Origin of the sequence: Pseudooceanicola marinus (genome assembly GCF_020177265.1) — a bacterium.
GTDB classification, from domain to species: domain Bacteria; phylum Pseudomonadota; class Alphaproteobacteria; order Rhodobacterales; family Rhodobacteraceae; genus Pseudooceanicola; species Pseudooceanicola marinus_A.
In genome coordinates this window covers 83,525-109,670 of the sequence record NZ_JAIVMC010000006.1, presented here as the reverse complement: position 1 = coordinate 109,670, position 26,146 = coordinate 83,525, and the positions used below count along the sequence as shown (strand labels likewise).

The 26,146-nt window shown below is 67.3% G+C and carries 23 protein-coding genes and 1 riboswitch; of the genes, 10 read left to right on the top strand and 13 right to left on the bottom strand.

What is annotated here, in order from left to right:
• Window positions 1-77 precede the first annotated feature (77 nt).
• Window positions 78-1,454 carry an NAD-dependent succinate-semialdehyde dehydrogenase gene (locus LC066_RS11390; protein WP_224898993.1) on the top strand — a complete coding sequence of 459 codons (1,377 nt, stop codon included), beginning with the start codon at window positions 78-80 and terminating at the stop codon, window positions 1,452-1,454.
• 73 nt (window positions 1,455-1,527) lie between these two features.
• On the opposite strand, the gene LC066_RS11385 is transcribed toward LC066_RS11390, so the two are convergent.
• The 3 genes from LC066_RS11385 to LC066_RS11375 all read right to left on the bottom strand — a co-directional run bounded on the left by LC066_RS11385 (window position 1,528) and on the right by LC066_RS11375 (window position 4,690).
• The gene (locus LC066_RS11385; RefSeq protein WP_224898990.1) at window positions 1,528-2,793 is read right to left on the bottom strand and encodes an ABC transporter permease subunit; all 1,266 of its coding nucleotides are present in this window, start codon (window positions 2,791-2,793) and stop codon (window positions 1,528-1,530) included.
• Window positions 2,790-3,599: an ABC transporter ATP-binding protein gene (locus LC066_RS11380; RefSeq protein WP_224898987.1), complete on the bottom strand. Its 810-nt coding sequence runs from the start codon at window positions 3,597-3,599 to the stop codon at window positions 2,790-2,792. Before LC066_RS11380 ends, LC066_RS11385 begins: the two co-directional genes overlap by 4 nt.
• A gap of 92 nt (window positions 3,600-3,691) precedes the next feature.
• Entirely contained in the window at window positions 3,692-4,690 is a 999-nt protein-coding gene (locus tag LC066_RS11375) for an ABC transporter substrate-binding protein (protein ID WP_224898984.1), read from the bottom strand.
• Between the two features lie 237 nt (window positions 4,691-4,927).
• Here LC066_RS11375 and LC066_RS11370 point away from each other — a divergent pair, with 237 nt between their 5' ends.
• The 4 genes from LC066_RS11370 to LC066_RS11355 all read left to right on the top strand — a co-directional run bounded on the left by LC066_RS11370 (window position 4,928) and on the right by LC066_RS11355 (window position 11,030).
• On the top strand, window positions 4,928-6,310 hold the full coding sequence (locus tag LC066_RS11370) for an aspartate aminotransferase family protein (protein WP_224898980.1): 1,383 nt from the start codon (window positions 4,928-4,930) through the stop codon (window positions 6,308-6,310).
• A 54-nt stretch (window positions 6,311-6,364) separates the two neighbouring features.
• Window positions 6,365-7,837, top strand: a complete 1,473-nt coding sequence (locus tag LC066_RS11365) for a PLP-dependent aminotransferase family protein (protein ID WP_224898977.1) — start codon at window positions 6,365-6,367, stop codon at window positions 7,835-7,837.
• 140 nt (window positions 7,838-7,977) lie between these two features.
• A complete protein-coding gene (locus LC066_RS11360; RefSeq protein ID WP_224898974.1) occupies window positions 7,978-8,535 on the top strand; it encodes a helix-turn-helix domain-containing protein in 558 nt (185 codons plus the stop codon).
• A gap of 47 nt (window positions 8,536-8,582) precedes the next feature.
• On the top strand, window positions 8,583-11,030 hold the full coding sequence (locus LC066_RS11355; RefSeq protein WP_224898972.1) for a GcvT family protein: 2,448 nt from the start codon (window positions 8,583-8,585) through the stop codon (window positions 11,028-11,030).
• 19 nt (window positions 11,031-11,049) lie between these two features.
• On the opposite strand, the gene LC066_RS11350 is transcribed toward LC066_RS11355, so the two are convergent.
• The 9 genes from LC066_RS11350 to LC066_RS11310 all read right to left on the bottom strand — a co-directional run bounded on the left by LC066_RS11350 (window position 11,050) and on the right by LC066_RS11310 (window position 18,874).
• Window positions 11,050-11,721, bottom strand: a complete 672-nt coding sequence (locus LC066_RS11350) for an adenosylcobinamide amidohydrolase (protein WP_224898969.1) — start codon at window positions 11,719-11,721, stop codon at window positions 11,050-11,052.
• The gene (locus LC066_RS11345) at window positions 11,718-12,464 is read right to left on the bottom strand and encodes an ABC transporter ATP-binding protein (protein ID WP_224898966.1); all 747 of its coding nucleotides are present in this window, start codon (window positions 12,462-12,464) and stop codon (window positions 11,718-11,720) included. Before LC066_RS11345 ends, LC066_RS11350 begins: the two co-directional genes overlap by 4 nt.
• Window positions 12,461-13,444, bottom strand: a complete 984-nt coding sequence (locus LC066_RS11340; protein ID WP_224898963.1) for a FecCD family ABC transporter permease — start codon at window positions 13,442-13,444, stop codon at window positions 12,461-12,463. The genes LC066_RS11345 and LC066_RS11340 overlap by 4 nt, the downstream gene beginning before the upstream one ends.
• Complete coding sequence (locus tag LC066_RS11335; RefSeq protein ID WP_224898960.1) at window positions 13,441-14,256, bottom strand: ABC transporter substrate-binding protein; 816 nt, start codon at window positions 14,254-14,256, stop codon at window positions 13,441-13,443. Before LC066_RS11335 ends, LC066_RS11340 begins: the two co-directional genes overlap by 4 nt.
• Complete coding sequence (locus LC066_RS11330; RefSeq protein ID WP_224898957.1) at window positions 14,256-16,103, bottom strand: TonB-dependent receptor plug domain-containing protein; 1,848 nt, start codon at window positions 16,101-16,103, stop codon at window positions 14,256-14,258. Before LC066_RS11330 ends, LC066_RS11335 begins: the two co-directional genes overlap by 1 nt.
• 137 nt (window positions 16,104-16,240) lie before the next feature.
• A riboswitch (cobalamin riboswitch) is annotated at window positions 16,241-16,451 on the bottom strand.
• 147 nt (window positions 16,452-16,598) lie between these two features.
• The gene (locus tag LC066_RS11325) at window positions 16,599-17,192 is read right to left on the bottom strand and encodes an SCO family protein (protein ID WP_085886447.1); all 594 of its coding nucleotides are present in this window, start codon (window positions 17,190-17,192) and stop codon (window positions 16,599-16,601) included.
• 93 nt (window positions 17,193-17,285) lie between these two features.
• Window positions 17,286-17,888 (bottom strand): copper chaperone PCu(A)C, encoded by a 603-nt coding sequence (locus LC066_RS11320; RefSeq protein ID WP_224898954.1) that lies wholly within the window; start codon window positions 17,886-17,888, stop codon window positions 17,286-17,288.
• A 121-nt stretch (window positions 17,889-18,009) separates the two neighbouring features.
• Complete coding sequence (locus LC066_RS11315) at window positions 18,010-18,360, bottom strand: hypothetical protein (protein WP_224898951.1); 351 nt, start codon at window positions 18,358-18,360, stop codon at window positions 18,010-18,012.
• A 40-nt stretch (window positions 18,361-18,400) separates the two neighbouring features.
• Window positions 18,401-18,874 (bottom strand): MarR family winged helix-turn-helix transcriptional regulator, encoded by a 474-nt coding sequence (locus LC066_RS11310; RefSeq protein WP_224898948.1) that lies wholly within the window; start codon window positions 18,872-18,874, stop codon window positions 18,401-18,403.
• A 142-nt stretch (window positions 18,875-19,016) separates the two neighbouring features.
• Here LC066_RS11310 and LC066_RS11305 point away from each other — a divergent pair, with 142 nt between their 5' ends.
• From LC066_RS11305 to LC066_RS11285, 5 genes are all read left to right on the top strand, one after another.
• The gene (locus LC066_RS11305) at window positions 19,017-20,924 is read left to right on the top strand and encodes an FAD-binding monooxygenase (protein WP_224898945.1); all 1,908 of its coding nucleotides are present in this window, start codon (window positions 19,017-19,019) and stop codon (window positions 20,922-20,924) included.
• A 549-nt stretch (window positions 20,925-21,473) separates the two neighbouring features.
• Window positions 21,474-22,001, top strand: a complete 528-nt coding sequence (locus LC066_RS11300; protein ID WP_222479007.1) for a CoxG family protein — start codon at window positions 21,474-21,476, stop codon at window positions 21,999-22,001.
• Between the two features lie 195 nt (window positions 22,002-22,196).
• Entirely contained in the window at window positions 22,197-23,132 is a 936-nt protein-coding gene (locus LC066_RS11295; protein ID WP_222479009.1) for an ABC transporter ATP-binding protein, read from the top strand.
• Entirely contained in the window at window positions 23,129-23,890 is a 762-nt protein-coding gene (locus LC066_RS11290; protein ID WP_222479011.1) for an ABC transporter permease, read from the top strand. The genes LC066_RS11295 and LC066_RS11290 overlap by 4 nt, the downstream gene beginning before the upstream one ends.
• Window positions 23,891-24,063: 173 nt before the next feature.
• A complete protein-coding gene (locus LC066_RS11285; RefSeq protein WP_224898942.1) occupies window positions 24,064-24,273 on the top strand; it encodes a hypothetical protein in 210 nt (69 codons plus the stop codon).
• Window positions 24,274-24,532: 259 nt separating this feature from the next.
• Here the strand turns inward: LC066_RS11285 and LC066_RS11280 are convergent, their stop codons facing one another.
• Window positions 24,533-26,035, bottom strand: coding sequence for an SLC13 family permease (locus tag LC066_RS11280; protein ID WP_224898939.1), 1,503 nt, complete (start codon window positions 26,033-26,035; stop codon window positions 24,533-24,535).
• Window positions 26,036-26,146: the final 111 nt, after the last annotated feature.

Here is a 26,146-nt window from a genome sequence, read left to right as displayed (position 1 = left end):
TCAGGTCGCGACGCCGGAACCGGGGCGCGGTAGGGGGCGTTGATCGGGAAACACTTCAAGGACGAAAGGACGGCCCCATGTCCAACCAGATCCAGACCGTGAACCCCGTCGATGAAAGCCCGATCAGCTCCTACGAGCTGATGGACCGCACCCAGGCCTTCGAGGCTGTCGAGGTCTGTCACGACGCCTTTGATGCCTGGCGCCTGAAGGCCCCCGAGGAGCGCGCCAAGGTGATCCGCGCCATCGGTGAGGAACTGCGAAAGAACAAGGAAGAGTTCGCTCAGCTGATGACCCGCGAGGTCGGCAAGCTGATCGGCGACAGCCGGGACGAGATCGACCTCTGCGCGTCGATCTGCGATTTCACCGCCGAGAACGGCCCCTCCGAGCTGGCGGATGAGGAACGCGACATTCCCGGCGGCACTGGCGTGGTCAGCTATGCCCCCGTCGGCGTGATCTACGGCATCCAGCCCTGGAACTTCCCCTGTTACCAGGCCGTGCGCTATGCCGTGGCAAACCTGATGGCCGGCAATGGCGTCCTGCTGAAACATGCCGCCAACTGCACCGGCAGCGGCCTGATGCTGCGCGACGTGATGGAACGCGCGGGCCTGCCCAAGAACCTGTTCACCGTGCTGGTCATCGACCACGATACCTCGGATGAGATCATCGCCCACAAGCTGGTGCGCGGCGTGACCATGACCGGCAGCGACAAGGGCGGCCGGGTGATCGCGGCCAAGGCGGCAGAGCAGCTGAAGAAATCGGTGCTGGAGCTGGGCTCGAACGATGCCTACGTGGTGCTGGACGATGCCGACCTGGACGTGGCCGTGGAGGCCTGCGTGGCCGGCCGCATCTACAACAACGGCCAGACCTGCGTGAACGCCAAGCGGTTCGTGGTGACCGAGAAGAACTACGACGCCTTCGTCGACCGTTACGTCGAGAAGGTGAAGGCGATCCAGGCCGGTGATCCCACCGACGAGAACACCAAGCTTGGCCCGATGTCCAAGGTGGATCTGCGCGACGAGCTGCACGAGCAGGTCCAGGAAAGCGTCAAGAAGGGCGCCCGCGTCCTGGTGGGCGGCGAGATCCCCGAAGGCAAGGGCGCCTGGTATCCCGCGACAGTGCTGGTCGACGTGGCCCCCGGTCAGCCCGCCTATGACGATGAGCTGTTCGGCCCCGTCGCCTCGATCATCAAGGCCAAGGACGAGGATGACGCCATGCGCATCGCCAACGACAGCCGCTATGGCCTCGGCGGCGGCCTGTTCTCCAAGGACGAAAAGCGGGCGCGCGAGCTGGCGACGAAGCATTTCGACACCGGCATGATCTCGGTCAACGGGTTCAACATCGCCATTCCGAACATGCCCTTCGGTGGCGTGAAGGATTCGGGCTATGGCCGCGAACACGGTGGCTTCGGCATGAAGGAGTTCGTGAACATCAAGTCGGTCTACCTCGCGGCCTGAGCCGCGCGTGACCTGAACGGAAAAGGGCCCGGCGTTGACCGGGCCCTTTTGCTGTCTGTCTGCGTGACTGGCGTCAGATCTTGCCCTTCCAGGGCACCAGCACCCGCTCGGCAAAGCGCATGGCGATGTCGATGCCATAGCCGATGATGCCGATCAGGATGATCCCCATCAGGACGATGTCGGTCAGCTGGAACTTCGACGCGGCGATGATCATCATGCCCGCGCCTTTCTGCGCCGCCACCAGTTCGGCGGCGACCACGGTGCCCCAGCAGACGCCCATGGCGACCCGCGCGCCGGTGAAGATCTCCGGCAGGGAGTTGGGCAGGATCACGTGCATCAGCACCTGCCGCTTCGACGCACCCAGCGAATAGGCCGCGTGCACCTTCGAGATGGCGACGCCCGACACGCCGGCGCGCGCCGCGATGGTCATGACCCAGAGCGCGGCCAGGAACAGCAGGACGATCTTGCCCGTCTCCCAGATGCCGAACCAGATGATGACCAGCGGGATCAGCGCCAGCGGCGGCACGGGGCGCATGAATTCGACGATCGGGTCGAACCAGCCTCGGAACCAGCCCGACAGCCCCATGGCATAGCCCAGCGGGATCCCCACCAGGGAGCCCAGGAAGAAGCCCGCCAGCACCCGCATCAGCGACGACCCCAGGTGCTGCCACAGGGTGAAGTTCTGGTAGCCTTCGGTCGCGATCTCGATGAAGCGGTGCAGCACGTCCTCGGGCGGCGGCATCCAGATCGGCTCCATCTGCAGGCCCTTGGCGGGCTGGAAGTTCAGCGAGCCCTTGGGCGTCATCGTCACCTCGCCGTCGGCCACCTTCACCGTCTCGCCCGGCGCGATCGGCTGGCCGTCCACGGCCGTCACGGTCAGATCCTCGCCCTCGTCGTTCGAGGTGGCGCGGATCAGGGTGGAGCGCCAGGCGCCCACGGTGTCCACGTCATTAAGCGCAAAGCCCGTGCCGGGATCGACCTCCGGGTCCTCGGCATCCTCGCCCACCGGATGGACCCGCACGGTGACGGTGCCGTCATCGCTGTCACCGGCGGCGTTTTCGGCGGTGTAGGTGAATTGCGCGTCGCCCACGAAGGGGCCGGGCACGTGGAAGGGCACCCAGTTCGAGCCGGTGAAGGCGCCCCAGATCAGGAAGACCACCAGAACCGACAGGAAGGACGCCGCCCGGTCGGGCCGGATCGCGCTTTCATCGCCGAAGGTGACGGTTTTCAGCGAGGTGAAATCACGGTTCGGACGGCCCAGCCACTTGGCCAGGAGGACGATGAAATACCCGGCGGTAAACAGCGCGATATAGGCAAGAAGAACGATCCAACCGGTCATGCCGCGCTCTCCGATCTGCCCATGATTTCCTCTTCCATCTCCCAGATCATCGACAGGATCTCATCCCGCGTCTCGGCAAAGCCCTCGCTTTTCTTCACCTGCCGCAGGTCGGCATTCACGCCGCGTTCGGCGAAGGGCAGGCGGTATTCCTTGTGGATGCGCCCGGGGCGCGGGGCCATGACGATCAGCCGCTCGCCCAGCAGAAGTGCCTCCTCGACCGAGTGGGTGATCAGGATCACCGTCTTGCCGGTCTCCTTCCACAGTTTCAGCACCAGGCCCTGCATCTTCTCGCGGGTCAGCGCATCCAGCGCGCCCAGCGGTTCATCCATCAGGATAACGTCCGGCTCGTTGGCCAGGCAGCGCGCCAGGGCGACGCGCTGTTGCATGCCGCCCGACAACTCGTAGACGGCCTTTTCCTTGAAATCCTGCAGGCCGACGATTCCCAGCAGGTGATCGGTGATGGCGTCGCGTTCGGCCTTGGGCATGCCCTTCATCCGGGGGCCGAATTCCACGTTCTTGCGCACCGACATCCATTCGAACAGGGCGCCTTTCTGGAACACCATGCCGCGTTCCGGGCCGGGGCCGGCGACCTCGTGGCCGTTCATCCGCACCTTGCCCTCGGTCTGCGCCAGGAACCCCGCACAGATGTTCAGCAGGGTGGTCTTGCCGCAGCCCGACGGGCCCAGCACCGACACCATCTCCCCCGCCTTGATATCAAGCGATACGTTCTTCAGCGCCTGGACGCTGGACCCGTTCGGCAGGTCGAACCGCATCGACAGCTTTTCAATGTGTAGCCCATCTCCCATGGCCGGCACCGTCCCCTATGCGTTTGTTATGATTATCTGGAAGCCGGGGGCGCGCCTCTGGCGCCCCCGGTCCGGTCCCGCGGGACCGCCGCTTACATCTCGTTGGCGGCTTCGAGGAAGCTGGTGTCGACGTTGCCTTCGTAGCTGTCCAGCGAGCTGGGGATGGAACCGGCATCCTTGAACACCTGGGCCACGCCCAGCATGAACTCCTGGATGCCGCCGCCCAGCCACTTCTCGGTCAGCTGATCCTCGACGGTGGGGAACTCGAAGGTGGCCAGCGTTTCGGCGGTGGCATCTTCGTCCATGCCGGCGTCCTGGGCGATGACCGGCAGCATCTCCTCGGTGTGCTCGCCCGAGGCCCACATGGCGTTGGCTTCGGCGGTGACGGCGAGGAACTGGGTCAGCACGTCACCGGATTCGGCGGCGAAATCGGCGGTGGTCGAGGTCACGTCGAAGACCAGGATGCCCAGCTCTTCCTTCTCGGCGCCGGTCAGCAGGACGTTGCCATGCTCCTTCATGCGGCGCAGGGCACCGCCCCAGCCACAAACCATGTCGAGCGAGCCTTGTGCGAAGGCCGCGGCGCCATCGGCGGGGGCCATGTCGACGATGTCCATGGTGGTGATGTCGACGCCGAAGTGGTCCATCTGCTTGAGGAAGCCGTAGTGGGCGGCGGTGCCGATCGGCACGCCGACCTTCTTGCCTTCCAGCTCCATCGCGCTGTCCTTGTCGATCTCCAGCATCTCGGCCACGACGCAGTTGTCGTTCTCGGCGTAGGAGACGGCCACGTCTGCGGCGACCAGGTTCTGCCCGGCGGAGGCGGCGACGACGAAGGGCGGCACGCCCTGGCTGACCGAGATCTGCACATCGCCCGAGGCCATGGCCGCCGACATGGCGGTGCCGGCGTCGAAGGACACCCAGTTGACGGTCATGCCGAGCGCCTCTTCGTACATGCCGGTGGCCTTGGCGTACTCGAACGGCATCGGCCATTCGAGGAAGTAGCCCACGGTGATCTCTTCCTGCGCGAAGGCCGCGTTGGCCGACATCAGCGCGCCAAGGACCGCGGCCCCCGACAGAAGTTTGGTTCGTTTCATCTGGTCCATCTCCATGTTGCTGCGATCTCCGGCCTTGTCTGGGCCCGGTGCGGGCGGTCGGCCGGTCTATCGGGGAGAGCGTTACGAGCGTGCCTCCCGCTGACAATCTTCGACCTCAACTGGAATCATTGCAACCGCGCATCTGGCTCTAACGGGCGGTCGTTTTCCGTGCATTTCATTTGGGCACCGGCCTCGCCGCGCCGCAGAAATCTCCCCTCCCGGCCAAAGGAAACCGCCATGACCCTCGACCAGCCCCGGACCCGTTTCAGTGACGCCGTGCGCGCCGACCGTGCCCATGTCTGGCATCACCTGACCCAGCACAAACCCTTTGAAACAAGCGATCCGGGCCTTCTGGTGAAGGGGCGGGGGATGCGCGTCTGGGATGCCGACGGGGCGGAGTTTCTGGATGCGGTCTCGGGCGGGGTCTGGACGGTGAACGTGGGCTACGGGCGGCTCTCGATCGCCGAGGCGGTGAAGGAGGCGCTGGTCGAGATGAACTTCTTTGCCCAGACCACCGGATCGGTGCCGGGGGCACGTTTTGCCGAAAAACTGATCGAGAAGATGCCGGGGATGTCCCGGGTCTACTACGGCAGCTCGGGGACTGAGGTGAACGAGAAGGCCTGGAAGATGGTCCGCCAGATCGCCGCCCTGCGGCACGGCGGGCGCAAGTCGAAGATCCTCTATCGTCAGCGCGACTACCACGGCTCTTCCGTCACAGCCCTGGCGGCCTGCGGCCAGGCGGAGCGGGTGCGCGACTACGGCCCCTTCACGCCCGGCTTCGTCGAGGTGCCCCATTGCCTGGCCTATCGCGGCCAGTACCCGGACGCGCAGGACTACGGCCTGGCCGCCGCCGATGCCATCGAAGAGGTCATCCTGCGCGAGGGCCCCGATACCGTGGGCGCCCTGTGCCTGGAGCCGATCACGGCGGGCGGCGGGGTGATCGTGCCGCCCGAAACCTACTGGCCCCGGGTGCAGGAGATTTGCGCGAAATACGACATCCTGTTGCATCTGGATGAGGTCGTCTGCGGGCTGGGTCGCACCGGCGACTGGTTCGGCTATCAGCACTACGGGCTGCGCCCCGATTTCGTCACCATGGCCAAGGGCGTGGCCTCGGGCTATGCCGCCATCGCCTGCCTGGTGACCACCGAGGAGGTTTTCGATACCTTCAAGGAAGCGCCCGAAGACGAGATGAGCCATTTCCGCGACATCTCCACCTACGCGGGCTGCACCGGTGGGCCGGCGGCGGCGCTGGAAAACATGCGGATCATCGAGGACGAGGGGCTGTTGGCCAACACCCGCGCCATGGGCGCGCGGCTGATGGCGAACCTGCGGGACCTGGCAGACCGCCACGCGGTCATCGGCGAGGTGCGCGGCAAGGGTCTGCTCTGCGGCGTCGAACTGGTGGCCGATCGCGCCAGCCGCGCGCCCTTGGCAGAGGCCGCGGTGCAGCAGGTGGTGGCCGAGGCCCGCGCGCGCGGCCTGATCATTGGCAAGACCGCCCGCGCCCTGCCGGGGATGAACAATACGCTTTGCCTGGCGCCCGCGCTGATCGCCACCGAGGCGGAGATCGACCAGATCACCGGCACCCTGGATGAGGCGCTGACCGCCGTGGCCGGCTGAGGCTTCCCCGTCCCCGGGCTTTGCGCCTAGGGTCGGGAGAAACGAAGGCACAGCATGGCGATCCCCACCGAAACCCTTTTCCTCGACCCCGAGAGCGAACGGACCCTGCAACAGCAGATCCAGCAACTGGTGGCCGACAGCATCCTGTCGGGCCGGTTCCAGCCGGGGGAGAAGATGCCCTCCACCCGGGCCTTCGCCAGGCATCTGAAGGTGGCGCGGATCACCGTCTCGCTGGCCTATAACGAGCTGGTGGCCAACGGTTTCCTCGTCTCGCGCGACCGCTCGGGCTATTTCGTCGCCGACACCGCGCCGCGGCGGCCGCAGTTCACCGCGCCCGCCGCCGACCCCGACGGCGCGATGGACTGGCAGGCGGCCATCGCCAACCCACAGCGCCCGCCCTCGGAGCTGGTGCGCCCGCCGGACTGGCGCAGCTATCACTTTCCCTTCATCTACGGCCAAAGCGATCCGCGCCTCTTCGATCATCAGAACTGGCGGCTCTGCGCGATCAACGCCCTGGGGCGGAAGGATTTCGAGGCGCTGACCACCGACTACTACGAACGCGACGACCCAGTGCTGATCGAATACCTGCGGCGCCAGTTGCTGCCGCGGCGCGGCATCTCCGCCCAACCGCAGGAGATCCTGCTGACCATGGGCGCGCAGAACGCCCTGTGGATCGCCACCCAGCTGCTGCTGTCGTCAGAGCGCACGGCGGCGATGGAGAACCCGGGCTATGCGGGTCTGCGCGACCTGTTGCGCCAGTCGCGCTGCCGGACGCATTTCGTCGACATCGACGAGGACGGCCTGCCGCCCGAGGACATCCCCCGCGGCATCGACGCAGTCTTCACCACCGCCAGCCACCATTGCCCGACCAATGTCACCATGCCCCAGGCTCGCCGCCGCGACCTGCTGACCCGCGCGCGGGAGGAGAACTTCGTCGTGGTCGAGGATGACTACGAGTTCGAGCTGCCGTCCTTGCGCGCGCCCACCCCGGCGCTGAAGGCGCAGGACCGGACGGGGCATGTGATCTATATCGGGTCGTTCTCCAAGACGCTCTTTCCCGGGTTGCGCATGGGCTACATGGTGGCGCCCGAACCCTTCATCCGGCAGGCCCGGTCGATGCGCGCCTACATCATGCGCCACCCGCCGGGCCATGTGCAGCGGACCATGGCCTATTTCCTGTCGCTGGGCCATTTCGATGCGCAACTGGCGCGCATGGGCGATGCCTTCAGCCGCCGCCGCGCGGTGATGGAAAAGGCCATCGAGGACGTGGGGTTGGACCTGGCCACCCCGGGGCTGACCGGCGGGTCTTCCTTCTGGCTGCGCGCGCCTGCCCATGTCAGCACCACCGACCTGGCGATGCGCCTGCGCGAGGATTCCGTGGTGATCGAACCGGGACAGGCCTTCTTCAAGCCGGAGGAGCAGAATCAGCAGTTCTACCGGCTGGCCTATTCCTCCATCGCGACCAACCGCATCCCGCAGGGGGTCGAGCTGATCGGCCGCGCCATCGCCGAGCTGTCTGAGCGCTGAAATTCCATGCATCACGAGCTGCGGAATTTCCCCTCGGGAGGGGAAATTTCAGACTGTGCGCGTTGGGAAGTGAAAATTTCATTGATTTCTTCACGGGTCTGAAGTGAAGAATTGAATGAATTTTTCATTCCGAGGCCTCCATGACCCGCCCCGACACCCTTGGACAGGACATTCGCGCCCTGCGCACCGCGCGTGGTCTGACGCTGGAAGAGCTGGCCTTTCGCGTCGGCCGTTCTGTCGGCTGGCTCAGCCAGGTGGAACGTGACCTGTCGACCCCCCGCATGTCCGACCTGCGCAAGCTGGCCGATATCTTCGAGGTGCCGCTGTCGCTGCTTTTCGGTTCCGCCGATGCGCCCGAGGCGGAGCGGGGCCGCATCGTGCGCGCCGGTGCCCGGCGCAAGATGGGCGACCCGGAACAGGGGCTGGTGGAGGAGCTGATCTCGCCCGATCTCACCGACAGTTTCGAGGTCATCCATTCGCTGTTCCAGCCGCACAAGACTGGCGACGAACTGATCCGCCGCCCGACGCAGGAGGTGGCCTATCTGGTCTCCGGGCGCCTCGACATCTGGCTGAACGACGAGGCCTTCACCATCACCGAAGGCGACAGTTTCCGCATCCGCAAGCAGACCTTCCGCTGGGCCAATCCCTATGACGCGCCCGCCGTGGCCGTCTGGGTCATCTCGCCCCCGGTCTACTAGGCGGCCCCCGCCGCCCCCTGATCTCCCGTTCCGAAGGATCGCCTCCCATGTCTCTCCCCCCGTCTTCCGCCCGCGTCGTCATCATCGGTGGCGGCGTCATCGGCTGTTCCGTGGCTTATCACCTGACCCAGCTGGGCTGGCGCGACGTGGTCCTGCTGGAGCGTAAGCAACTGACCTCGGGCACCACCTGGCACGCGGCGGGGCTGATCGCGCAGTTGCGCTCGTCGAAGAACATGACCCGGCTGGCGAAATATTCGCAGGAGCTCTACGGCGAGCTGGAGGCCGAGACGGGCGTCGCTACCGGGTTCCGCCGCAACGGGTCCATCACCGTGGCCCTGACCGAATCGCGGCGCGAGGAGATCCTGCGCCAGGCCGCCATGGCCCGCGCCTTCGGCGTCGAGGCCGAGGAGATCGGGCCGGAGGACGTCCGGGCGCGCTATCCGCATGTGGAGGTGGGCGACGTCAAGGCGGGCGTCTGGCTGCCGAAGGACGGGCAGGGGGATCCGGCGAACATCGCCCTGGCCCTGGCCAAGGGCGCAAAGATGCGCGGCACCCAGGTGCTGGAACGGGTGAAGGTCACCGGCGTCGCCCGCGCGGGCCGCCGTGTGACCGGCGTGGAGTGGACCACCGAAGAGGGCGCCACGGGTAGCACGACCTGCGAGCATGTCGTCAACTGTGCCGGCATGTGGGGCCGCGAGGTGGGCCGGATGCTGGGCACCAACGTCCCCCTGCAAGCCTGCGAGCATTTCTACCTGGTGACCGAGGATATCCCCGGCCTTGACCGGCTGCCCACCCTGCGGGTGCCCGACGAATGCGCCTATTACAAAGAGGACGCGGGCAAGATCCTTCTGGGCGCGTTCGAGCCGGTGGCGAAACCCTGGGGCATGGCGGGCATCCCCGACAGTTTCGAGTTTGACCAGCTGCCCGAGGATTTCGAGCACTTCGAGCCGATCCTGGAGGCCGCCGTGCAGCGGGTGCCGATGCTGGCAGAGGCGGGGATCCACACCTTCTTCAACGGGCCTGAAAGCTTTACCCCCGATGACGCCTACCACCTGGGCCAGGCGCCCGAGATGGATAATGTCTGGGTCGCGGCCGGGTTCAACTCCATCGGGATCCAGTCGGCCGGCGGCGCGGGCAAGGCCCTGTCGGAATGGATGGAGGCGGGCGAGAAACCCTTCGATCTGGGCGATGTGGACATCGCGCGGATGCAGCCCTTTCAGGGCAACCGCAGCTATCTGGTAGACCGCGCCAAGGAAACCCTGGGCCTGCTTTACGCCGACCACTTCCCCTTCCGCCAGAAAGCCACGGCGCGGGGTATCCGCCGCTCGCCGCTGCATGGGCATCTGAAGGCCGAAGGCGCGGTCTTTGGCGAGCTGGCGGGTTGGGAACGCGCCAACTGGTACGCAAGGCCCGATCAGACGGCGGCCTACGACTATTCCTGGCAGCGCCCCGGCTGGTTCGACAATGTCGCCACTGAGCACCGCGCGGTGCGCGAGGGGGTGGGGATCTACGACATGACCTCCTTCGGCAAGATCCGGGTCGAGGGGGCGGATGCCTGCGCCTTCCTCAATCGCGTGGCGGGGGGGCAGATGGACGTGGCGCCGGGCAAGATCGTCTATACCCAGTTCCTGAACACGCGCGGAGGGATCGAGGCCGATGTGACGGTCACTCGCCTGTCCGAAACCGCCTATCTGGTGGTCACACCCGCCGCCACACTACCCGCCGACATGGCGCATCTGCGCCGCCATCTGGGTACGGCCCGCGTGACCCTGACCGACATGACCGCCGCCGAGGCCGTCATCGCCGTCATGGGGCCCCAGGCGCGGGCGCTGCTACAGGCCGTGTCGCCTGACGACTTCTCCAACGCCGCGCACCCCTTCGGCACCGCGCGCGAGATCGAGATCGGCATGGCCCTGGCCCGGGCGCACCGAGTCACCTACGTGGGCGAGCTGGGGTGGGAGATCTACGTCTCCACCGACATGGCCGCCCATGTCTTCGAGGAGCTGCACCGCGCGGGTCTGGAACAGGGCGCCCGGCTGGTCGGGCTTCACGCCATGGACACCCTGCGGATCGAGAAGGGGTTTCGCCACTTCGGCCATGACATCACCTGCGAGGATCATGTGCTGGAGGCGGGGCTGGGCTTCGCGGTGAAGACCGACAAGCCCGATTTCATCGGCCGCGACGCGGTGCTGCGCAAGCGCGAGGCGGGGCTGGCGATGCGGCTGGTGCAGCTGAAGCTGACCGAGCCAGAGCTGCTTCTCTACCACGCCGAGCCGCTGTTGCGCGATGGGCAGGTGGTGTCGCATCTGACCTCGGGCGCCTATGGGCACCACCTGGGGGCGGCCATGGGCATGGCCTATGTGCCCTGCGCCGGCCAGTCGGTCGAAGAGGTGCTGGGCAGCCGTTATGAGGTCGACATCGCGGGCCGTCGCGTGGCGGCAGAGGTCAGCCTGCGGCCCTTCTACGACCCCAAGTCAGAGCGGGTGAAGGTCTGAGCCGCCTCGGCGCGGGGCCTCAGAAGAACCCGCGCCCGTGCGCCTGCCAGTAGGCCTGCCATTCGGCGGCGCCCGCCAGCACGGCGTCATAGGTGGCGCGGCCCACGGCCTCGCCGACCTCGGTGTGCAGCCCGGCATAGGCCCCGGCATCGGCATTCTCGCCGGGCCGGGCGGCGACGGCCACGCAATCGGTTCCGGTGCCCGTGGCGATGCCCGTGGGCAGCTTCGCGCCGTGATCCATCACGGCGGCGGTGCGGGCCTGGGTGGCGATGGACATGGCCTCCAGCAGGGCCACGTCGGAAAAGGCGCCGCCCAGCCGGACGGCCACGTTGATCGTGCCCCAGTCGGTGCCGCTGCGGTCCAGCCGTGTGCCCACGCGTTCGGCGTTCGACAGGCCGACGGTGGCCACCACCTCGGCCTCCGCGCCGCCGACCCGGATGCGCCGGTGATGATGGGCGCGGATGTCGCGTGAGGTCAGGAAGCAGACCGCCTCGGGGCCTTCCAGCGCCGCCACCTCGCCGGCCAGCCAGGCGTGGGCATCCAGATCCTCGGGCAGGTCGGCGTTGCGCACCTCGCGCCACAGGATCTGCTCGGCGCTGACGAAACCGGGGCGGTAGGGCGCCCAGCTAAGCACGCGATGTCGCGCGCCCAGGTCGAAACACAGCCAGGGCGGGGAGAGGGTCAGGCTCATCGGATCACGCTCAGCGGTTGGAAGACCGGGCCGTCGGGCGTCTGGGCGTGATGGGCGGTGATGTGGAAGGCGCGGGCCAGCAGGTCGGGGGTCAGCACCGCCTCGGGCGGGCCATCGGCCAGCAGGCGTCCCTCGGCCAGCAGCAGCAGGCGGGTGCAGTGGCGCGCGGCGAGGCCCAGATCATGCAGCGACAGCAGCACCCCCTGACCGGCGGCGGCCAGATCCGCGAAGACCTCCATCGTCGAGATCTGATGTGCGGGGTCGAGACCGGCGGTCGGTTCATCGGCCATCAGCAGCGGCGTTTCCTGCGCAAGGGCGCGGGCGATCAGGGCGCGGGCCTGTTCGCCGCCCGACAGCCGCGTGGCGGTGCGCTGTTGCAACTCGGTCAGGGCCATACGCTCGATCGCGGCCACGATGGCAGCGTGATCGGCCGGCCCGCCGCCGCCATGGGGCAGCCGGCCCAGGGCCACCAGTGCCTCCACCGTCACAGGCCAGGCGATTTCGCGGGCTTGGGGCATCCAGGCGGCCTGGCGGGCGCGGTCGGTGGCCGAAAGCGCGGCGAGGGAGCTTTGTCCCGCCGCGCCGATCAGGCCCAGGGCAGCGCGCATCAGCGTGGTCTTGCCCGCGCCATTGGGGCCGATCAGGCCGACGAGTTCGCCGGGGGCGATGTCGAAGCTGACATCGCGGAAGATCTCGCGCCCGCGCAGGGACACCGACAGGCTGTCGACGCTCAGCAGGGTCATGCGCGGGCCCTCCGGTTGCGCCAGATCAGGTGCAGGAAGAACGGCGCCCCGACCAGCGCGGTCAGCACGCCCAGTTTCAGATCCCGGTCGGGCAGGGTGACGCGCACCGCCACGTCGGCGGCCAGCAGCATGGCGGCACCGCCAAGCGCCGAGGCCCAGAGCAGCGGACCGGGCCGGTGCCCGGTAAAGGGCCGCAGCAGGTGCGGCACGACCAGCCCGATGAAGCCGATGGCGCCCGCAACGGCGGTGCCTGCGCCCACCACGCAGGCGGTGCCGATCACAACCCGCAGGCGCAGCCGGGACAGGTTCACGCCCATGGATTCGGCGGCGTCCTCCCCCAGGGTCAGCGCGTCCAGCGACCGGCCAAGGCCCGCCATCAGCAGGAAGCCGAGACCCATGAAGGGCGCGGCAAGCGCCACGTGGGTCATGGATCGGTCGGCCAGCGATCCCATCAGCCAGAAGACGATTTCCGAGGTGGCGAAGGGGTTGGGCGAGAGGTTCAGCACCAGCTGGGTCAGCGCGCCCGAGGTGGCCGAAATGGCGATGCCCGCCAAGATCAGGGTCAGCGTGTCGCCCCGCCGCGTGCCTGACAGTGCCAGCAGGATCACCACCGCCAGCAGCGCGAAGGCCAGCGCCATCAGCGGCAGCGCCAGGGCAAAGGCTGCGGCCAGCCCGGTCTGGATGGCGATCACCGCGCCCAGGGCAGCCGAGGAGGAGATGCCGATCAGCCCCGGTTCAGCCAGCGGGTTGCGCAGATAGCCCTGAAGTGCGGCGCCCGACAGGCCCAGCGAGGCGCCGATCATCAGGCCCAGCATCATCCGGGGCAAGCGGATCTCCTGCATGACCAGCACCAGCGGGCCGCCTTCGCCCAGCAGGGCGCGGAGCGAGGCGGCAACGCCGGCATCGGCGGGCCCCACCATCAGCGCGGCCAGCGCCAGCAGGATCACCAGGGTCGCGAGGACCACGAAGAGACGGGTCATTCCAGTCCTTTCCGGAAGGCGGCGAGATCGTCGATCGCCTTCAGAACATAGGGGGTGCCACAGATCCAGTCACTGTCACTGACGGCGCGCGAGGCCGCCCGGTCGCGGATCGCCTCGACCACCGGATGTTCCAGGATCTCCTCCGAGCGGGAGGCGCCGGGGTAGGGTGTTCCGGTGATGATGGCGTCGGGATCGGCCATGGCCAGCGTTTCCAGCGGCAGGTGCCCGCCCATGGTGTCGCCAGCTATATTGTCGAAGCCGGCGGTGATCAGGATCTCACCCGCAAGGGTCCGGTCGCCGGTGGTATAGCCGTTGGCATAGTAGAGCGCGGCCGAGGGACGCTCACCGACCTGGGCGCGCAGGGCGGCCAGGCGCCCCTCGAAGGTGGCGATCATTTCCTCCGCCTGCGGCTCCCGCCCCAGGGCGGTGCCGATGCTGCGGATGCGGTCGGGGATGTCATCCAGGTTGTAGGCCGGGGCGACCTCCACCACGGGGGTGCCCAGCCGCTTCAGCATCTCGACCGCGGCGCGGGAGGTGAAGGTGCCGGCCAGCACCAGGTCCGGCTTCATCAGCCAGATCTCCTCGGCGCGGCCATGGTTGGCGGGATAGTCCAGCGCCTCTTGCGCCATGGCGGAACTGCGCGGATCGCGCGCGATCCAGGAGACGGAGTGCAACTGGCCGGGGGCGGCCAGCTGCATGGCGATCTGATCGGTGCACAGGTTGATCGACACGACGCGCCGCGGGGCCTCCTCCGCCACGGCGGATAGGCCTGCCGCGCAGAGGGCCAGCGCAAGGGCGGCGCGTCGCAGCATCAGAAGCGCCCGCGCAGGCCGAAGTAGACGGCGCGGTCGGAGGTGCCGTAGCCGTAGACGGTCTGGTATTCCTCATCCAGCACGTTCTCGACGCGCATGTAGGCCTCCGCGCTGTCGTTCAGGCGGTAGCCCAGGCTGAGGTCGACCAGCGTGTAATCCTCCAGCGCAAGGGTGCCGGAGCCAGGCCAGGGGACATTGTCCAGCGTGTCGTAGACCTGGCGCAGGGTCAGGCTGCCGTTCAGCTCCTCGGTCAGCTCGGCATCCAGGCTGACGTTGAACTCATGCTCGGGTACGCGCACCAGACGGTCGCCATCGGCATCCTCGGTGTCGGTGTAGGTATAGGCGGCCGAAAGATGCAGCGTCTCGCTCAGGGGCACGCCGCCCGACAGTTCCAGCCCCTGCATGGTGCTGGTGCCCGGCACCTGATTGTAGCTGCTGCCGGCGAAATCGATCAGGTCGGTGATTTCCATGCGGAACAGCGTGGCGCGCAGGAAGGCGTCGGGGCCGAAGCGTTTCTCGACACCCATCTCGTAGCTGACCGAGGTCTCGGGATCGAGGTTCGGGTTGCCGAAGTTGGAGTAGAGTTCATAGAGCGAAGGCGCGCGGAAGCCGGTGCCGACAGCGGCGCGCAGGATCAGGTCGTCCTGCGGGCGATAGGCGACCGAGACGCGACCGGTCGTGGCGCCGCCGAACTCGGAATGGTCGTCCTGGCGCAGGGTCAGCACGACGTCCAGCGCCTCGGACGGGGCCCAGGCACCTTCGACGAAGACGCCGCTGGTCTTGTAGGTGCCGTCATTTGCGGTGCCGAAGGCGTCGCTCTTGAACTCTTCGCGGGTGTAGTCACCGCCGAAGGACAGGTCGAAGGTCGGAGCGAGCTGGACCGAACCGCTGTAGGACAGGCCATAGCGTTCGCCCAGGTAGCGCGAGGCGCTGCCTTCCTGGTAGCGGCGGTCGATGGCGTAGTATTGTAGGGCGACCTCGTTCTCGACCGCGCCGGTCTCGAAACGGGCAAAGGCGCGCAGGCCGTATTCCTCGGTGTCGCTGGTATTGTCGGCATCCCCCGCGCTGGTGTCGTATTCGCCCTCGCTCGTCTGGTAGAAGCCCGCGCCGCCGATGGTCATCGTGTCGCTGACATCATATTCGCCGGCAAAGGACAGGCGGGTCGCCTCGAACCCGTCGGCCTCGGTGTTGCCCAGGTTCTCATCCGCGGAAGAGAAGCCGTCGGTGCGGATGTGGGTCAGCGAGGCGGAGACGCTGCCGTTGTCGGTCACGTAGCTCGAGTTGAAGCCCAGCTTGACGGTGTCGTAGCTGCCCGGCTCGACGGCGTAGCGGTTGCTCAGCCCCGGTTCGGTCGCGCGGTTGGTGGTGATGTTGATGACACCGGCCACCGCTTCGGATCCGTAGAGAGCGGATTGCGCGCCCTTCAGCACTTCGACCCGGCAGATGTCCGAGGTCATCATGTTGGCCCAGTTGAAGGCCATCTGGGTGCTGGCGGTGTCGCTGACGTTGATGCCGTCGACGAAGACGCCGATGTAGGCGCCGCCCGCGCCGCGGATGCGCAGGGTGGATGTGCCCCCGGCCGGGCCGTTGTTGGAGACCGAAACGCCCGGCAGGCGGTTCAGGAATTCCGACAGGCGGACCTCGCCGGCGGCGCGAATCTCTTCTTCCTCGACCACCTCGACGGTGGAGCCGGAGCGCTCGACCGCGGTGGCCTCGGCATTGGCGGTGACGGTGATCGCGTCGAGGTCGAAGGCCTCCTGCGCCTGGCCGGGGGGGGCGACGGCCACCAGCAGGGCGGCGGAGGTGAGGGCGGTCGTGCGCGAAAGCGCGGCCTGGGTTCGTGTCATGTGCTGTCCCTTCGGACCCGGGGGGACCCCGGGCTGAGCCTGTGGAGAAGCCTTGGAAGGGAAAGACCCTGCCGCGGCGGTTGCTTGCATGCCACCACGACGGAAAGGTCCGTTGCCTCGTGCGCGCCCCGCGCCCGGACAGGGTGATCGGCCTCGGCAGGTCTCCTGACTCGCGGGTCACGGCTTCACCGGGTCTTCCCACGACGCTGGCGCGCCGCAGTGACATGGTCCGGTGTCGCTCTCCGCCTACAGTTGCGGGGGCAGTCGCGGCCTGGGAGGAGATCCTCCGCACCGCATTCCCTATTCACCGGCCCCCGGAAGGGCCGGACCGAAGCAGGATCTTGCTAGTGCAGGGACCCGGTTTCGGCAAGGGGGCGCAATGTGACAGCCGCCGGGAGAGGGGCTTTCACGCCACAGGGGGGGCGCCGAGGACAAATCAAAAAGGGGCGCCTGGTGGACGCCCCCATGTAACTGTCGTGACCCGCAGGCGTCGGATCAGCTGTCCAGCAACCGCCGGATCTTGGCCACCGCGCGGTCGTAGTCCTCCTGGTAGCCGATCGGCTCGAAGAAGCGACCACGGTCGTCGAAGAGCAGGACCGAGGCGGAATGGTCCATGGTGTAGTCGCCATCCTCCAGATCGACCTTGCGGGCGTAGATGCGGAAGGCCTTGATCGCCTTCTCGATCTCCTCCGGGTCGCCCGACACGCCTTCGACCCCCGGCACCCAGGACACGTAGTCGCGCAACTGGTCCACCTGGTCCCGCTCCGGGTCGACGGTAACGAAATAGCTGCGTATCGACTGGTCGGTCGTCGCCAGCTCCTCCTGCCAGGTGGCGATGTCGCCCAGGGTGGTCGGGCAGACCTCGGGGCAATGGGTGAAGCCGAAGAAGACCGCCGTCGGCGCGCCGCGCAGGCTGTCCTCGGTGAAGGTCTCCCCGGTGGTGGTGGTCAGCACGTAGTCGCCCCGGCCCAGCTCATCGGCCAGGGTGCGGTTCAGCATCGGCTGCAGGATGCGGAAGGCGGCGAAGAGGATCACGGCGACGCCGGCGATCACCCAAAGGCCGATGATGGCCGCTTTCTTGGAGGTCATGGCGGGTTCCTTTCTGTCAGTCGGGCCGGGCGCCGGTCAGGGGCGGGGCGCCCGGCCGCCACGCGCAGGGCGCGGCGGCGCATGGGGGAGGGGTCAGTGCGACATGCCGTGGCCGGCGGGACCGCGGGCATTGGGCGCGCCGATCGCCAGCGGCACCTCGACGCGGCCGGCGTTCTCGAAGATCAGCGTGATGGTGGCGGTCTCCCCCTCGACCAGGGGCGCCTGCAGGTCCATCAGCATCAGATGGTAGCCGCCGGGCTTCAGCTCAACGGTTTCGCCGGCGGGGATGACCAGCCCGTCGGCCAGTTCGCGCATCCGCATCACGTCGCCTTCCATGGCCATCTCGTGGACTTCCATGTGACCGGCTAGCGGGCTTTCGGCACCGACCAGGCGGTCGTCGCTATCCCCGGTGTTGGTGATGGTCAGGAAGCCGCCGCCGACGGGAGCATTGGGCAGGGTCGCGCGGGAAAAACCGCCCGAGAGTTTCAGCGGCCCGGCCATGACGTGGTCATGGCTGACCACCATGTCCGACACCGGCAGGGCGCAGGTGTCGTTGGGCTCGGCACGCTGGCTCAGGCCGGTGGCGGGCGACGCGGCGCCGGGCAGGGCGACGGTGGCGGCGGCGCTGCCGGCGGTCAGGGCCAGGGCCAGGGCGGCGGCGGTCAGGGTGCGGGCGGAAAGGGTGAGAGTCTTCATCTGCTGTCTCCGGTCTCGCGCGGCGGCTCTCGGCCGTCCTGCGCGTCTCCTCCGAGGCACCGCGCGGGCGGTGCCATGTCTCTTTCGATCAGGGATGCGGCGCCCGGTCGGGGCAGTCCGCTCAGAGGATCGGGGCCGGAGGGGCGCGGGGCGCGTGGCGCTGGCCGGGGCGGGCGCCGGAGATCAGATGGGCCGCGGGGGCGTGCGCCAGGGCGAGGATCAGCCGCGCCGGGGCCTCGGGGGCCTGCGGCGCGGCGGCCTTCGGCAGGGCATGGCAGAAGGGGCAATGATGGCCCGCGCCACCCTCTTCGGCGCAGAGGGAATCGTATCCCGCCTCCAGCACCAGCACGCTGCGTTCGCGGGCGATGTCATCGGCCGTGGGCGTCATGTGGGCGGCGGACAGCACAGACCCCCACGCCAGCAACAGCGTGAGCCACAGCGCCAGGAAAATGCGTCCGATCGCGGGTCTCATGCCCCGTTCCTAGCCGGTTGCGGGCGGTCGGGGAAGCCCTTCACCCCGCGTCGCCACCTTGTGACGCAGGGGCGGGCGCCGCGTCGGGCGCGTCGAGGCGCGCCAGCACCTTGCCGGCGAGGGCGTGGAACTGCGCGCTTTCCTCCGCCGTCAGCCCCGTCAGGATCTCCGCCTGCAACTCGGCCACCACGGGCAGGGCCTGGGCCAGCAGGGCCGCACCGCCCTCCGTCAGGTAGACGGCCCGGGCGCGGCGGTCGGTGGCGCTGACCTCGCGCCGCAGGTGGCCCTTCTGCACCAGCCGTTCGATCACCCCGCCGATGGTTGCGCGGTCATAGGCGATCAGCCCGGCGACCCCGGCCTGGTCGATGCCGGGATTGTCGCGCACCGCGCCCATGGCGGCGAACTGCACCGGGGTCAGGTCCAGCCCGGCCGCCTTCGTCCGCTGCTGGAAGACATGGGTCGAATGCTGGTTCAGCCGCCGGATCAGATGCCCGGCCATGCCCGTGATCTCCAATGCTCTCTCCTTCGCCGTCCGGATGTCGCGGGCCAGTTTAGCGCAGTTGGTAAGTAGGCACATCAATTTCTTGACCGTAGATAAGATGTATGCTTATCGTAAGTTGACTTACTAAATTTGAGAGAGCGCTCTGGGAGGAGACATGCAGTTTCATCTGAACGGGTTCCGGCCCGGCAATCCGGCCATCGCCCATCCGGTGAAAGAGACCCCGCCCCACCGTCCGCTGCCCGCCCAGGTCGATGTGCTGATCGTCGGCGCCGGGCCCACGGGGCTGGTGCTGGCCGCGCAGCTGGCGGCCTTCGAGGGGATCACCACGCGGATCATCGAACAGAAACCGGGCCGCCTGATGGTGGGCCAGGCCGACGGCATCGCCTGCCGATCGATGGAGATGTTCGAGGCCTTCGGTTTCGCCCGCCGGATCGAGGAAGAGGCCTATTGGGTCAATGAAACCGCCTTCTGGAAGCCGGACCCGGCGGATCCGTCGCGCATCGCCCGCTCGGGCCGTATCCAGGACACCGAGGACGGGCTGTCGGAGTTTCCCCATGTCATCCTCAATCAGGCGCGGGTGCATGACCATTTCCTTGACCTGATGCGCGACGGCCCGGCGGGGATCGTGCCTGACTACAACCGCCGCCTGGTCGAACTGATCCGCGATGACGACGCGGAGCATCCGCTGCTGGTGCGCGTCGAAAGCACCGACCCCGACCGCGGCGGCGAGGTCGAGGAGCTGCGCGCGCGTTACGTCGTGGGCTGCGACGGCGCCCGCAGCCGGGTGCGCGCCAGCATCGGGCAGGAGCTGAAGGGGGATGCCGCCAACCAGGCCTGGGGCGTGATGGACGTGCTGGCGGTCACCGACTTCCCCGACATCCGCCTGAAGGCTACGGTGCATTCGCAAGACCAGGGCAGCCTCCTGGTGATCCCGCGGGAGGGAGGCTACATGGTCCGGCTCTATATCGAGCTGGACAAGCTCTCGCCCGAGGAACGCATCCGCGACAAAAACCTGAAGGTCGATCACCTGATCGCGGCAGCGCAGCGGATCCTGCACCCCTACAGTCTGGACGTGAAGGAGGTCGCCTGGTGGTCGGTCTATGAGATCGGCCAGCGCCTGTGTGATCGCTACGACGACGGGGCGGAGGGACGCGCGCCGCATGTCTTCATCGCGGGCGACGCCTGCCATACCCACAGCCCCAAGGCGGGGCAGGGGATGAACGTGTCGATGCGCGACGGCTTCAACCTTGGCTGGAAGCTGGCCGCCGTGCTGCGGGGGCGCAGTGACCCCGATCTTCTGGGCAGCTACAGCGCGGAACGCCAGGGCGTGGCGCAGATGCTGATCGACTTCGACCGGGAATTCGCGGCGATGTTCAGCGCCCGCCCGAAGGCTGGCGAGGAGGATGGCGAGGGTGTCGATCCCGCAGTCTTCCAGGACTATTTCCAACAGCATGGCCGTTTCACCGCCGGCACGGCGATCCGCTATGCGCCCTCGCGGCTGATCGGGCGGGAGACGCACCAGGGCCTAGCGCGCGGCTTCGACATCGGCATGCGGTTCCATTCCGCCCCGGTGATCCGGCTGGCGGATGCCAAACCCCTGCAGCTGGGCCATGTGGTGCGTGCCGACGGACGCTGGCGACTCTTTGCCTTTGCCGATGACAGCGACCCGACCACGCCCGACAGCGCTCTTTGGCAGCTGTGCGAGGCGCTTGGCACCGACCCGGCCTCGCCCCTGCGGCGGATCACGCCGCAGGGCGACGACATCGACTCGGTCCTCGACCTGCGGGCGGTCGTCCAGCAGGGCCACCGCGACCTGTCCCTGCCGCAGATGCACCCGCTTCTGCGCCCGGCGAAGGGGCGCTACGGGTTGATCGACCAGGAGAAGGTCTTCTGCCCGGACCTGAAGCACGGCCCCGACATCTTCGACGCGCGCGGCATCGACCGGGCGCAGGGGGCGATGGTGCTGGTGCGCCCCGATCAGCACGTGGCCCATGTGCTGCCGCTGACAGACGTGGCGGCCCTGTCGGAGTTCCTGGCGGGCGTCTTCCGCCCCGCCATCTGACGGAGGGCGCCCCTGCCAGGCGGCACCGGGGCGCTCTCATATCGGTCTGGCCTGCACGAAGCGACAGCGCGCGCGCCGCACCTATCCGTTCGGATAATCCGGCTATCCCTCGGCGTGCCCTGTGACACGATTGAGCCGCTGAAATTCATGCAGATCTCGGGCATGTACACAGGTGCGGCGCCGCCTGGCGGTAGACACCCGGCACATCATGCCGGGGCGAGGTCGGGGCCGCGGCAAGAGGGCTCTGCGCCTGCGGCCTCCGGACACCGGACAGGCGGCGGCGCGACACACACACACGCACGCCCCTCCTGCCAATGATAGCGAGTCAGGTCGGCCCAGCTGACACACACACACCAAATGGTCCGGCCTGACTCACAAGCTTCCCGGGCGTTTTATCCCGCGCCGCCCACAGCGCTGCCCGGGGACCGGACCGGCGGACGTCCCACCGCCGGTCCGGACAGCTTGTGCCCGCCTCCGACCCTCACTGACTTTTCAAGCGCCCGCACATCCTCTAGCCTGTCGCGACAGGAACGACAGGAGGCGCGCCCCATGGAAATGAGCGACAGCCGCGTGATCCGCGCGGACAAGGAAAAGGTTTTCGCGGCGCTGCTTTCGCCGGAGGTGCTGCAGGAATGCGTTCCCGGCGCCAAGGAGGTGACCGGCACCCCCGAAGAGGGGTTCCACGCCGTCGTCGCGCAGAAGGTCGGGCCGGTGAAGGCCACCTTCAAGGGCGAGGTCACGGTGTCGGACATCGTCGAGAACGAGGCCCTGACCCTGACCGGCGAAGGCAAGGGCGGCGCGGCCGGTTTCGCCAAGGGCGGCGCCCGTGTGCGCCTGGCGGAGGTCGAGGAGGGCACCGAGCTGTCCTACGACGTCGACGCCAAGGTGGGTGGCAAGCTGGCGCAGCTCGGCTCCCGCGTGGTCGATGGTTTTGCCAAGAAGATGGCGGATCAGTTCTTCACCCGCTTCCAGGAGGTTCTGGAAGGTCCGGCAGAGGGCGAGGAAGCCGAGGGCGACGAGGCCCCGGTGTCGGAGGCCGAGAAGAAGGGCTGGCTGTCGCGCTGGCGCGGCAACTAGGGCCGCGCGCAGGCGCAGCGGCGACGGGAGGGGAGGCCCGGCGCAAAGATGCGAACCCATTGTGTGAAATGGCACAGTGAAACCCGGCACGCCCCGGGCTACCTGATGCGCGACTGACGGGCCCCATGGGCCCGTTTGCCTTTCCGGCCGCGCGGCCTGCGCGGACCGTGCAACCGACATCAACCGGAGGGACGCATGGCAGCGATCCTGGAAATCCGCGATCTGCGGAAAGTCTACGACGGCGGGTTCGAGGCGCTGAAGGGCGTCACGCTCGACATCGAGGAGGGGGAGATCCTGGCCCTGCTCGGCCCCAACGGGGCGGGCAAGACCACGCTGATCTCGACCCTCTGCGGCATCACTGAACCCACCTCGGGGACGGCGACCGTGGCGGGCTACGACATCAAGACCCAGTACCGCGAGGCGCGCAAGCTGATCGGCCTGGTCCCGCAGGAGATCAACCTCGAACCCTTCTCCTACGTGGAGACGAACCTGCATTTCTCGCGCGGGATCTTCGGCAAGCCGCGGGACAACGCCAAGGTCGAGGATGTGCTGCGCAAGCTGGCCCTGTGGGAAAAGCGCGCCAACCGCGTCCGCGAACTGTCGGGCGGCATGAAACGCCGCGTGCTGATCGGCAAGGCCCTGGCGCATGAACCGCGCGTGCTGTTCCTCGACGAACCCACGGCGGGCGTCGACGTGGGCCTGCGCAAGGAAATGTGGGACGTGGTGGCCGAGCTGAAAGAGCAGGGCGTCACCATCATCCTGACCACCCATTACATCGAGGAAGCCGAGGCCATGGCCGACCGCGTCGCGGTCATCCGGGGCGGCGAGATCCTGATGGTGGAGAAAACCGCCGACCTGATGCGCCGCCTGGGCTGCAAGGAACTGACGGTCGAGCTGCGCGAGCCGCTGGCCGAGATCCCCGCCCCCCTGTCGGACTACGATCTGGAGCTTGCCGCGGACGGTCTGTCGCTGACCTACCGCTATGACACCCAGGCCGACCGCACCGGCATCGCCGGGCTGATGCGGGCCTTTTCCGAGGCCGGTATCATCCTGCGTGACCTGCACACCAGTCAAAGCTCGCTGGAAGAGATCTTCGTCGGTCTCGTCGAAGGAGAAGGAGAGGCGCAATGAACCTCCGTGCCGTCCAGGCCATCTACATGAACGAGATGCAGCGGTTCTTCCGCACCATCCTGCAAAGCTTCGTCTCGCCGGTCATTTCGACCTCGCTCTACTTCGTGGTCTTCGGGGCCGCCATCGGCTCGCGCATCGAAACGGTCGAGGGCGTGTCTTACGGTGCCTTCATCGTGCCCGGCCTGATCATGCTGTCGGTGATCATGCAGTCGATTTCCAACGCCAGCTTCGGGATCTATTTCCCCAAGTTCACCGGCACGGTGTTCGAGCTGCTGTCGGCGCCGATCAACTTCCTGGAGATCGTCATCGGTTTCGTGGGGGCGGCGGCCACCAAGGCGCTGTTCATCGGGATGGTGATCCTCGGGACCGCTTCGGTATTCATTGACCTGACGATCCTGCATCCGGTGGCCATGGTGCTGTTCCTGGTGCTGACCTGCCTGGCCTTCGCCCTTCTGGGCTTCATCATCGGCATCTGGGCGAAGAACTTCGAGCAGCTGCAACTGGTGCCGCTCTTGGTCGTGACCCCGCTGGTCTTCCTCGGCGGGTCCTTCTATTCGACCGATATGCTGCCGCCGGTCTGGCAGACGATCACCCATTTCAACCCGGTGTTCTACCTGATCTCCGGCTTCCGCTGGGCCTTCTTCGGGGTGGCGGACGTCGCCGTGGGGTGGAGCCTGCTGGCCGTCGCCGTCTTCTTCACCATCTGCCTCGGGCTGGTGGCGCGGATCTTCCAGACCGGCTGGCGCATCCGCGACTGAGGCGATTTGCGGGACACAACGAAGGGGGGCCGTTCGGCCCCCTTTTTCGTGGAGGCGGGCCGCACACGGTGTCCACAGGTGAATTGCGGGCAATGGCCGCTTTGAGCCCAAAGCCGATATTGCCATCGCTGATACCTCATGTTTTCGTTGCGACCAGTGGGAGGGAACTCGACATGACAAAGGACCAGAGGAAACTCGGTCACGCTGTGGTATTCGGTGTAATCCTTAGCTCAACGATAATCGGAACCACTGTTTTCTTTGTCTCCAGAAGACAAGGGTTTGAGAACGACATCAACTGGTTGGGCCTTGCCGCGCTATGGGGCATCGCCGCGCTTGGATTTGCTTGGGTCAACTATGATTTTTTTCCCCATTCGAGAGACTGATATGAGATCAAGCTTCGCTGCCACGCTCTGGCATGAGGTGTCATCCCCATGTGAGGATCAGAGCGTCGCTTAGGAACGCTCCAGATCGACCGCTTCGTCCCGCATAGCGGACATTGCACATCCTCTCTGCCGAACTCTGCGCCGGGGTTTCAGCTCAAGAAGGTCGGTCGGGCGGTGCCTTTGGGGCGGGCCTACGAAACATCTGGCAGACATGAAAAAGGGGGCCAATGGCCCCCTTTGCGTCGTTCTGTCCCGTGGCTCACAACCCGAAGACCGGCCCCGCCAGCAGGTACATGGCCGCGAAAACCACCGCGATCGACACGATGTTCAGCAGGAAGCCCGCCTTCACCATGTCGCCCAGGTGCATCTCCTCGTAGGAGAAGACGATGGCATTGGGCGGCGTCGCCACCGGCATCATGAAGGCCATCGAGGCGCCAAGCGCCACCGGCACCATCAGCAGTTCGGGCGAGACACCCAGGCCGACGGCCACCGCGCCCAAGATCGGCAGGAACGTGGCGGTGGAGGCGGTGTTCGAGGTGATCTCGGTCAGGTAGACGATCACCACGGCAACGATCAGCACCAGCAGCCACAGGTTGATGCCCTGCAGGCCGGCCACGCCGTCGCCGATCCATCCGGCCAGCCCGGTGGCGTTGAAGGCGCCCGCCAGGGCCAGGCCCCCGCCAAACAGCATCAGAACGCCCCAGGGCAGGCTGCGGGCGATGGACCAGTCCAGCACGAAGCCCTGATCGCGTCCCACCGGGATCGCGAAGAGCAGCAGCGCGGCGGCCATGCCGATGCCCGCGTCGTTCAGCGGCAAGCCGAGGAAGCTGCGGGTGATCCAGAAGAAGGCGGCGGCACCGAAGACCACGGCGACGATGATCTCGCCCCGGTCCATGCGACCCAGCCGCTGGTATTCCTCGTCGATCACCGCGTTGACGCCGCCCAGATCCAGCCCCTTCATCGGGAAGACCACGCGGGTCAGCAGCAGATAGGCCACTGGCAGCATCACCAGCACCACGGGCACCCCGATCAGCATCCATTGCATGAAGCCGATCTCGATCCCGTAGGTTTCCCCCAGAAGGCCGGCCAGCAGCGCGTTCGGCGGCGTGCCGATCAGCGTCCCGACCCCGCCGATGGAGGCGGAGAAGGCGATCGACAGCATCAGCGCCACGCCGAAGTTGCGCACCAGGGCGCGGTCCTCGACCTTGGCGGCGACGAACTCGATCACCGAGATGCCGACGGCATACATCATGACGGCGGTGGCGGTGTTGGAGATCCACATGGACAGGAAGGCCGTGGCCAGCATGAAGCCCAGCACGATCCGCGTGGGCGTCGAGCCGATGGCGCGCACGATGGTCAGGGCGATGCGCCGGTGCAGGCCCCAGCGTTGCATGGCGCCTGCCAGGATAAAGCCGCCGAGGAAGAGGAAGATCAGGTGGTTGCCGTAGTTCACCGTGATCGCCGGCACCTCCTGAATGCCCAGAAGCGGCATCATCGGAATGGGCAGCAGGGCCGTGGCGGGCAGGGGCACCGCCTCCGATAGCCACCAGATGACCATCCAGACGGTCAGGGCCACCAGGCGCCAGGCCTCGGGCGACATGCCTTCGGGGGCGGGCAGCAGTGACAGGATCAGCGTGGCAACGGGGCCGAGGATCAGCGCCACAAGTTTCCACGGCTTGATCGGCTCGATCGGGTCGTCGTGCGGCGGGTGGTTCGGATCCGACTGGGCCTGGATCTCTCGTTCGGTGGGCGGCGTTCTCATGCGTCACTCTCCATGGCGGTTTCCCGGCTTTAGACGCGGCACGGCGTCCAATCGCAAGAGCCGCCGGGACGCGGGGGCGCGAAATTCCTACGCCTCGCGCGTTCGTGAGGC

Coding starts and splice junctions, on each gene's coding strand:
- LC066_RS11335 (WP_224898960.1), bottom strand. CDS start 14,256: ATGCTGCGACGCGCCGCCCTTGCGCTGGCCCTCTGCGCGGCAGGCCTA.
- LC066_RS11285 (WP_224898942.1), top strand. CDS start 24,064: ATGACAAAGGACCAGAGGAAACTCGGTCACGCTGTGGTATTCGGTGTA.
- LC066_RS11355 (WP_224898972.1), top strand. CDS start 8,583: ATGTCTCTCCCCCCGTCTTCCGCCCGCGTCGTCATCATCGGTGGCGGC.
- LC066_RS11380 (WP_224898987.1), bottom strand. CDS start 3,599: ATGGGAGATGGGCTACACATTGAAAAGCTGTCGATGCGGTTCGACCTG.
- LC066_RS11385 (WP_224898990.1), bottom strand. CDS start 2,793: ATGACCGGTTGGATCGTTCTTCTTGCCTATATCGCGCTGTTTACCGCC.
- LC066_RS11390 (WP_224898993.1), top strand. CDS start 78: ATGTCCAACCAGATCCAGACCGTGAACCCCGTCGATGAAAGCCCGATC.
- LC066_RS11295 (WP_222479009.1), top strand. CDS start 22,197: ATGGCAGCGATCCTGGAAATCCGCGATCTGCGGAAAGTCTACGACGGC.
- LC066_RS11340 (WP_224898963.1), bottom strand. CDS start 13,444: ATGACCCGTCTCTTCGTGGTCCTCGCGACCCTGGTGATCCTGCTGGCG.
- LC066_RS11290 (WP_222479011.1), top strand. CDS start 23,129: ATGAACCTCCGTGCCGTCCAGGCCATCTACATGAACGAGATGCAGCGG.
- LC066_RS11345 (WP_224898966.1), bottom strand. CDS start 12,464: ATGACCCTGCTGAGCGTCGACAGCCTGTCGGTGTCCCTGCGCGGGCGC.
- LC066_RS11320 (WP_224898954.1), bottom strand. CDS start 17,888: ATGAAGACTCTCACCCTTTCCGCCCGCACCCTGACCGCCGCCGCCCTG.
- LC066_RS11305 (WP_224898945.1), top strand. CDS start 19,017: ATGCAGTTTCATCTGAACGGGTTCCGGCCCGGCAATCCGGCCATCGCC.
- LC066_RS11365 (WP_224898977.1), top strand. CDS start 6,365: ATGGCGATCCCCACCGAAACCCTTTTCCTCGACCCCGAGAGCGAACGG.
- LC066_RS11370 (WP_224898980.1), top strand. CDS start 4,928: ATGACCCTCGACCAGCCCCGGACCCGTTTCAGTGACGCCGTGCGCGCC.
- LC066_RS11330 (WP_224898957.1), bottom strand. CDS start 16,103: ATGACACGAACCCAGGCCGCGCTTTCGCGCACGACCGCCCTCACCTCC.
- LC066_RS11325 (WP_085886447.1), bottom strand. CDS start 17,192: ATGACCTCCAAGAAAGCGGCCATCATCGGCCTTTGGGTGATCGCCGGC.
- LC066_RS11350 (WP_224898969.1), bottom strand. CDS start 11,721: ATGAGCCTGACCCTCTCCCCGCCCTGGCTGTGTTTCGACCTGGGCGCG.
- LC066_RS11300 (WP_222479007.1), top strand. CDS start 21,474: ATGGAAATGAGCGACAGCCGCGTGATCCGCGCGGACAAGGAAAAGGTT.
- LC066_RS11280 (WP_224898939.1), bottom strand. CDS start 26,035: ATGAGAACGCCGCCCACCGAACGAGAGATCCAGGCCCAGTCGGATCCG.
- LC066_RS11375 (WP_224898984.1), bottom strand. CDS start 4,690: ATGAAACGAACCAAACTTCTGTCGGGGGCCGCGGTCCTTGGCGCGCTG.
- LC066_RS11360 (WP_224898974.1), top strand. CDS start 7,978: ATGACCCGCCCCGACACCCTTGGACAGGACATTCGCGCCCTGCGCACC.
- LC066_RS11315 (WP_224898951.1), bottom strand. CDS start 18,360: ATGAGACCCGCGATCGGACGCATTTTCCTGGCGCTGTGGCTCACGCTG.